Source organism: Hydrogenophaga sp. 70-12 (assembly GCF_001897365.1).
In the GTDB taxonomy this organism is placed as follows: domain Bacteria; phylum Pseudomonadota; class Gammaproteobacteria; order Burkholderiales; family Burkholderiaceae_C; genus Hydrogenophaga; species Hydrogenophaga borbori.
Genome location: NZ_MKSS01000423.1, coordinates 1 through 4,844, shown reverse-complemented (window position 1 = coordinate 4,844; position 4,844 = coordinate 1). Strand labels below are relative to the sequence as shown.

Sequence of the window (4,844 nt, the reverse complement as noted above, 5' to 3'; positions counted from 1 at the left end):
TGTAGCCCGAGTACCACGAGGCGTCGGTGAAGATGGTGCGGTAGTTGTCCCAGGTGAAGGTCTCGGGCCACAGCGTGAACGAGGACAGGATCTCCCCGTTCGTCTTGAAGCTCATGTTCACCATCCAGTAGATGGGCAGCAGCGCGAACACCAGGTAGGCGATCAGGAACAGCGTGCGCGCGCGGAAACGGGATTCACGCATGGCCCTGCTCCTTGTCCGACGTGCCCAGGCTCTGCATCCAGTTGTAGAGCACGAAGCAGAACAGCAGGATGATGAAGAAGTAGATCAGCGAGAAGGCGGCCGCGGGCCCTAGGTCGAACTGGCCGACCGCCTTGGTGGTGAGGTACTGCGACAGGAAGGTGGTGGCGTTGCCCGGGCCGCCGCCGGTGAGCACGAAGGGCTCGGTGTAGATCATGAAGCTGTCCATGAAGCGCAGCAGCACGGCGATCATGAGCACGCCGCGCATCTTGGGCAGCTGGATGTAGCGGAACACCGCCCAGGGGCTGGCGCCGTCGATGCGGGCGGCCTGGTAGTAGGCGTCGGGGATGCTGCGCAGGCCCGCGTAGGCCAGCAGCGCCACCAGCGGCGTCCAGTGCCACACGTCCATGACCAGCACGGTCCACCAGGCGTGGCTCGGGTCGCCGGTGTAGCTGTAGGCGAAGCCCAGGCGCTCCAGCGTGTGGCCGAGCAGGCCGATGTCGGTGCGCCCGAAGATCTGCCAGATGGTGCCCACCACGTTCCAGGGGATCAGCAGCGACAGCGCCACGATCACCAGCACCACCGAGGCGCGCCAGCCCTGCGCGGGCATGGACAGCGCCAGCGCGATGCCCAGCGGAATCTCCACCAGCAGCACCGCCAGCGAGAACTGGATCTGGCGCCACAGCGCCAGGTGCAGCTCGCTGTCGCGCATCACCATGGCGAACCATTCGGTGCCCACGAACACGCGCCGCTGCGGCGAGATGATGTCCTGCACCGAGTAGTTCACCACCGTCATCAGCGGCAGCACGGCCGAAAAGGCCACGCACAGGATGACCGGCAACACCAGCCACCAGGCCTTCTGGTTCACGGGTTTGTTGATCGCGCTCATGGGAAAACCTCCGTGCGGCGCACTGCGGTGCGAGCGCCTTCGGGCGGGCGTGCGGCGCTCATGCCATGTTCTCCACCAGTTGCTCGTCGCGGTAGAAGCAGGTGTGCGCGTCCAGCAGGCGCAAGTGCACGGTGTCGCCTACGGCGGGCGGCGCGGCCTCGGCGCCCAGCCGGCACTTCAGCGTGTGTTCGCCGAGTTCGCAGCTGAGCAGGAAATAGGTGCCGATGTCCTGCACGCGGCTCACACGGGCCGGCAGCGAGCGGCCGTCGCCGGGCTCGCCCAGGCGCAGGTACTCGGGGCGGATGCCCAGCTTGACCGGTCCCTCCGGCAGCCGCCGCCCGTCCTGGAAGGCCAGCGGCTGCTCGTTCACCAGCACGCCGCCGCGCACCGCCTGCGCGGGCAGGAAGTTCATGCCGGGCGAGCCGATGAAGTGGCCCACGAAGGTGTGCGCGGGGCGCTCGAACAGGTCCGCGGCCGTGCCCTTCTGCACCGCGCGGCCGCGCGACATCACCACCACCTCGTCGGCGAAGGTCAGGGCTTCCACCTGGTCGTGCGTGACATAGATCAGGGTGAGCTTGAGTTCGTGGTGGATCTGCTTGAGCTTGCGCCGCAGCTGCCACTTCAGGTGCGGATCGATCACGGTCAGCGGCTCGTCGAACAGCACGGCCGACACGTCCGAGCGCACCAGGCCGCGCCCGAGCGAGATCTTCTGTTTCTGGTCGGCGCTCAGCCCGGCGGCGCGGTGGTCGAGCTGACCGCTGAGTTCCAGCATCTCGGCGATGCGCCCCACGCGCTGGTGGATCTCGGCCTGCGGCACCTTGCGGTTGCGCAGCGGGAACGCCAGGTTCTGCGCCACGGTCATGGTGTCGTAGATGACGGGGAACTGGAACACCTGCGCGATGTTGCGCTGCTGGGGCGACTCGCGCGTGACGTCGCGGCCGTCGAAGCGCACCGTGCCCTGCGAAGGCACCAGCAGCCCCGAGATGATGTTGAGCATGGTCGTCTTGCCGCAGCCCGAGGGACCCAGCAGCGCGTAGGCGCCGCCGTCGCGAAACGCCATCTTCAGCGGCAGCAGGGCGTAGTCCTCGTCGGTGCGCGGGTCCGGCCCGTAGGCGTGGGCGAGGTCGAGTTCGATCAGGGCCATCAGTGCGCCCCCTGGCGCGCCAGCGGCGCGCGCACCAGCGGACCGCTCGCGTCGAAGACGAAGAGCTGGTCGGGGTGCAGGTACAGCCGGATCGGCGCGCCCAGGTCCAGCTTGTGCACGCCCACCAGCTGCGCCACCAGTTCGCCCACGGCGCTGTGCACGTGCACGAAGGTGTCGGAGCCCGCGATCTCCGCCAGCTCGACACGGCCCTCGATGGCCAGGTCGCCCGGTTGCGCGCGCTCGCGCAGGCCCCCGGCGCGCACGCCGAGCACGAAGTCATCGCCAGCCGACAGGGGCAGGTCCAGCGGCCAGTCCAGCGCGCCGGCCACGCGCAGGCCGCCCTGAGCGCTGCGCCGCGCGGGCAGCAGGTTCATGGGCGGGTCGCTGAAGGCGCGCGCCACGCGCAGGCTCTTCGGCCGGTGGAAGACCTCGGCCGTGGGGCCGTACTGCAGCAGCTCGCCCGCGTCCATCACGGCCGTGTGGCCGCCCAGGAGCAGGGCCTCGCCGGGCTCGGTGGTGGCGTAGACCACCGTGGCCTCGCCTGCGGCGAACAGCGCCGACAGCTCCTCGCGCAGTTCCTCGCGCAGTTTGTAGTCCAGGTTCACCAGGGGCTCGTCGAGCAGCATCAGCGGCGCCCGCTTGGCCAAAGCGCGCGCCAACGCCACGCGCTGCTGCTGCCCGCCCGACAGCTCGGCCGGCAGGCGGTCCAGGAAGGGCTCGATGTGCAGCCGCGCGGCCAGCGCGCGCACGCGGGCCTCCACGTCGCGCTCGCCGCGCAGGCGCAGCGGCGAGGCGATGTTCTGCGCCACCGTCATCGAAGGGTAGTTGACGAACTGCTGGTAGACCATGGCCACGTTGCGCTCGCGCACCGGGCGGCGCGTCACGTCCTCGCCGTCCACCAGCACGCGCCCGGAACTCGCCGTGTCCAGCCCGGCCATCACACGCATCAGGCTGGTCTTGCCCGCCTGCGTGGCGCCCAGCAGCACCGTGACCGCGCCCGGCACGGGCGCCAGGCTCAGCGGGTACAGGTGGACCGAAGGCCCCACGGTCTTGGTGATGTGATCCAGTGACAGCTGCATGGGCGTGGTGGGCGCGGCGTGCAATAAGTCCGGCGTCGCGCTTTCGTTTGCGCGTATCTTTGTTCGTTTCTTTTCTTTTTATGTTCGGTACATACCCTTAGAAGTCCATCAGTGTTTTCCGATATGTTCGGAACCCGATCGCCGGCCACCCCGACATGAACCTGAATCCCCGCCACACCCAACTGCTCGACGAGGTCCGCGCGCACGGCCCCCAGACCATCGAAGCCTTGGCCGAACGTTTCGGCGTCACCCTGCAGACCGTTCGCCGCGACGTGCAGCGCCTGGCCGAGGCCGGCCTGCTGGCCCGCTTCCATGGCGGCGTGCGACTGCCCGGCTCCACCACCGAAAACATCGCCTACCGCCAGCGCCAGGCCATGCAGGCCGACGCCAAGCAGCGCATCGCGCGCGCCGTGGCGGCGCGCGTGCCCAACGGCTGCTCGCTGATCATGAACATTGGCACCACCATCGAGGCCGTGGCGCGCGAGCTGCAGCGCCACCGGGGCCTGCGCGTGATCACCAACAACCTGCACATCGCCTCGCTCATGAGCACCAACCCCGACTGCGAGGTCATCGTCGCCGGCGGACAGGTGCGCGCGGCCGACCAGGGCATCGTGGGCGAGGCCACGGTGGACTTCATGCACCAGTTCAAGGTCGACATCGGCCTGATCGGCATCAGCGGCATCGAAGCCGACGGCACGCTGCGCGACTTCGACTACCGCGAGGTGAAGGTGGCGCGCGCCATCGTGGCGCAGTCGCGCCAGGTCTGGCTGGCCGCCGACCACAGCAAATTCAACCGGCCCGCCATGGTGGAGCTGGCGCGGCTCGACGACCTCGACGCGCTGTTCACCGACGAAGCGCCGCCCGAGCCCTTCAACGCGCTGATCGAGCAGAGCCACGTGGAATGCGTGGTGGCCGGCGAACGCGCGGCGCTCGCCCCCTGAAAGCCCCGGAACACGACCGATGAACCCCACCCACCTGCTGGCCCTGGACCAGGGCACCTCCAGCTCGCGCAGCATCGTCTTCGACCGCCAGGGCCGCGTGGTGGCCATGGCCCAGCGCGAGTTCCCGCAGATCTACCCGCAGCCCGGCTGGGTGGAGCACGACCCGCGCGATCTGTGGCACACCCAGCGGGAGACCGCGCGCGAGGTGCTGGCCAAGGCCGGCCTGCGCGCCGGCGAGGTGCGCGCGGTCGGCATCACCAACCAGCGCGAAACCACGCTGGTGTGGAACCGCCGCACCGGCGAGCCGGTGTACAACGCCATCGTCTGGCAGGACCGGCGCGCCGAGGGCGCCTGCGCCGAACTGCGCGAACAAGGCCACGAGGCCCTGGTGCAGCGCAAGACCGGCCTGCGCATCGACGCCTACTTCTCGGGCACCAAGCTGCAGTGGATCCTGGACCACGTGCCCGGCGCGCGCGAACAGGCCGAGCGCGGCGAGCTGGCCTTCGGCACCGTGGACAGCTGGCTGATCTGGCAGCTCACGCGCGGCGCGCGCCACGTCACGGACCACAGCAACGCCGCGCGCACCATGCTG

The 4,844-nt window shown here is 69.4% G+C and carries 5 protein-coding genes and 1 pseudogene; 2 read left to right on the top strand and 4 right to left on the bottom strand.

Features of this window, described 5'->3' with window-relative positions:
• From BGO22_RS22025 to BGO22_RS22010, 4 genes and pseudogenes are all read right to left on the bottom strand, one after another.
• Positions 1 to 202: pseudogene (locus BGO22_RS22025) on the bottom strand (carbohydrate ABC transporter permease); the annotation flags it as partial.
• On the bottom strand, positions 195 to 1,088 hold the full coding sequence (locus BGO22_RS22020; protein WP_070399511.1) for a carbohydrate ABC transporter permease: 894 nt from the start codon (positions 1,086 to 1,088) through the stop codon (positions 195 to 197). The pseudogene BGO22_RS22025 and the gene BGO22_RS22020, both read right to left, overlap by 8 nt.
• 58 nt (positions 1,089 to 1,146) lie before the next feature.
• On the bottom strand, positions 1,147 to 2,232 hold the full coding sequence (locus BGO22_RS22015) for an ABC transporter ATP-binding protein (RefSeq protein ID WP_070399510.1): 1,086 nt from the start codon (positions 2,230 to 2,232) through the stop codon (positions 1,147 to 1,149).
• Entirely contained in the window at positions 2,232 to 3,311 is a 1,080-nt protein-coding gene (locus BGO22_RS22010) for an ABC transporter ATP-binding protein (RefSeq protein ID WP_070399562.1), read from the bottom strand. Before BGO22_RS22010 ends, BGO22_RS22015 begins: the two co-directional genes overlap by 1 nt.
• A 155-nt stretch (positions 3,312 to 3,466) precedes the next feature.
• Between BGO22_RS22010 and BGO22_RS22005 the strand changes: the two genes are divergently transcribed.
• Both BGO22_RS22005 and BGO22_RS22000 read left to right on the top strand, forming a co-directional pair.
• Positions 3,467 to 4,252 carry a DeoR/GlpR family DNA-binding transcription regulator gene (locus tag BGO22_RS22005; RefSeq protein WP_286852437.1) on the top strand — a complete coding sequence of 262 codons (786 nt, stop codon included), beginning with the start codon at positions 3,467 to 3,469 and terminating at the stop codon, positions 4,250 to 4,252.
• Between the two features lie 19 nt (positions 4,253 to 4,271).
• Positions 4,272 to 4,844: FGGY family carbohydrate kinase (locus BGO22_RS22000; RefSeq protein ID WP_286852436.1), on the top strand; the 573-nt coding region annotated here is incomplete at its 3' end.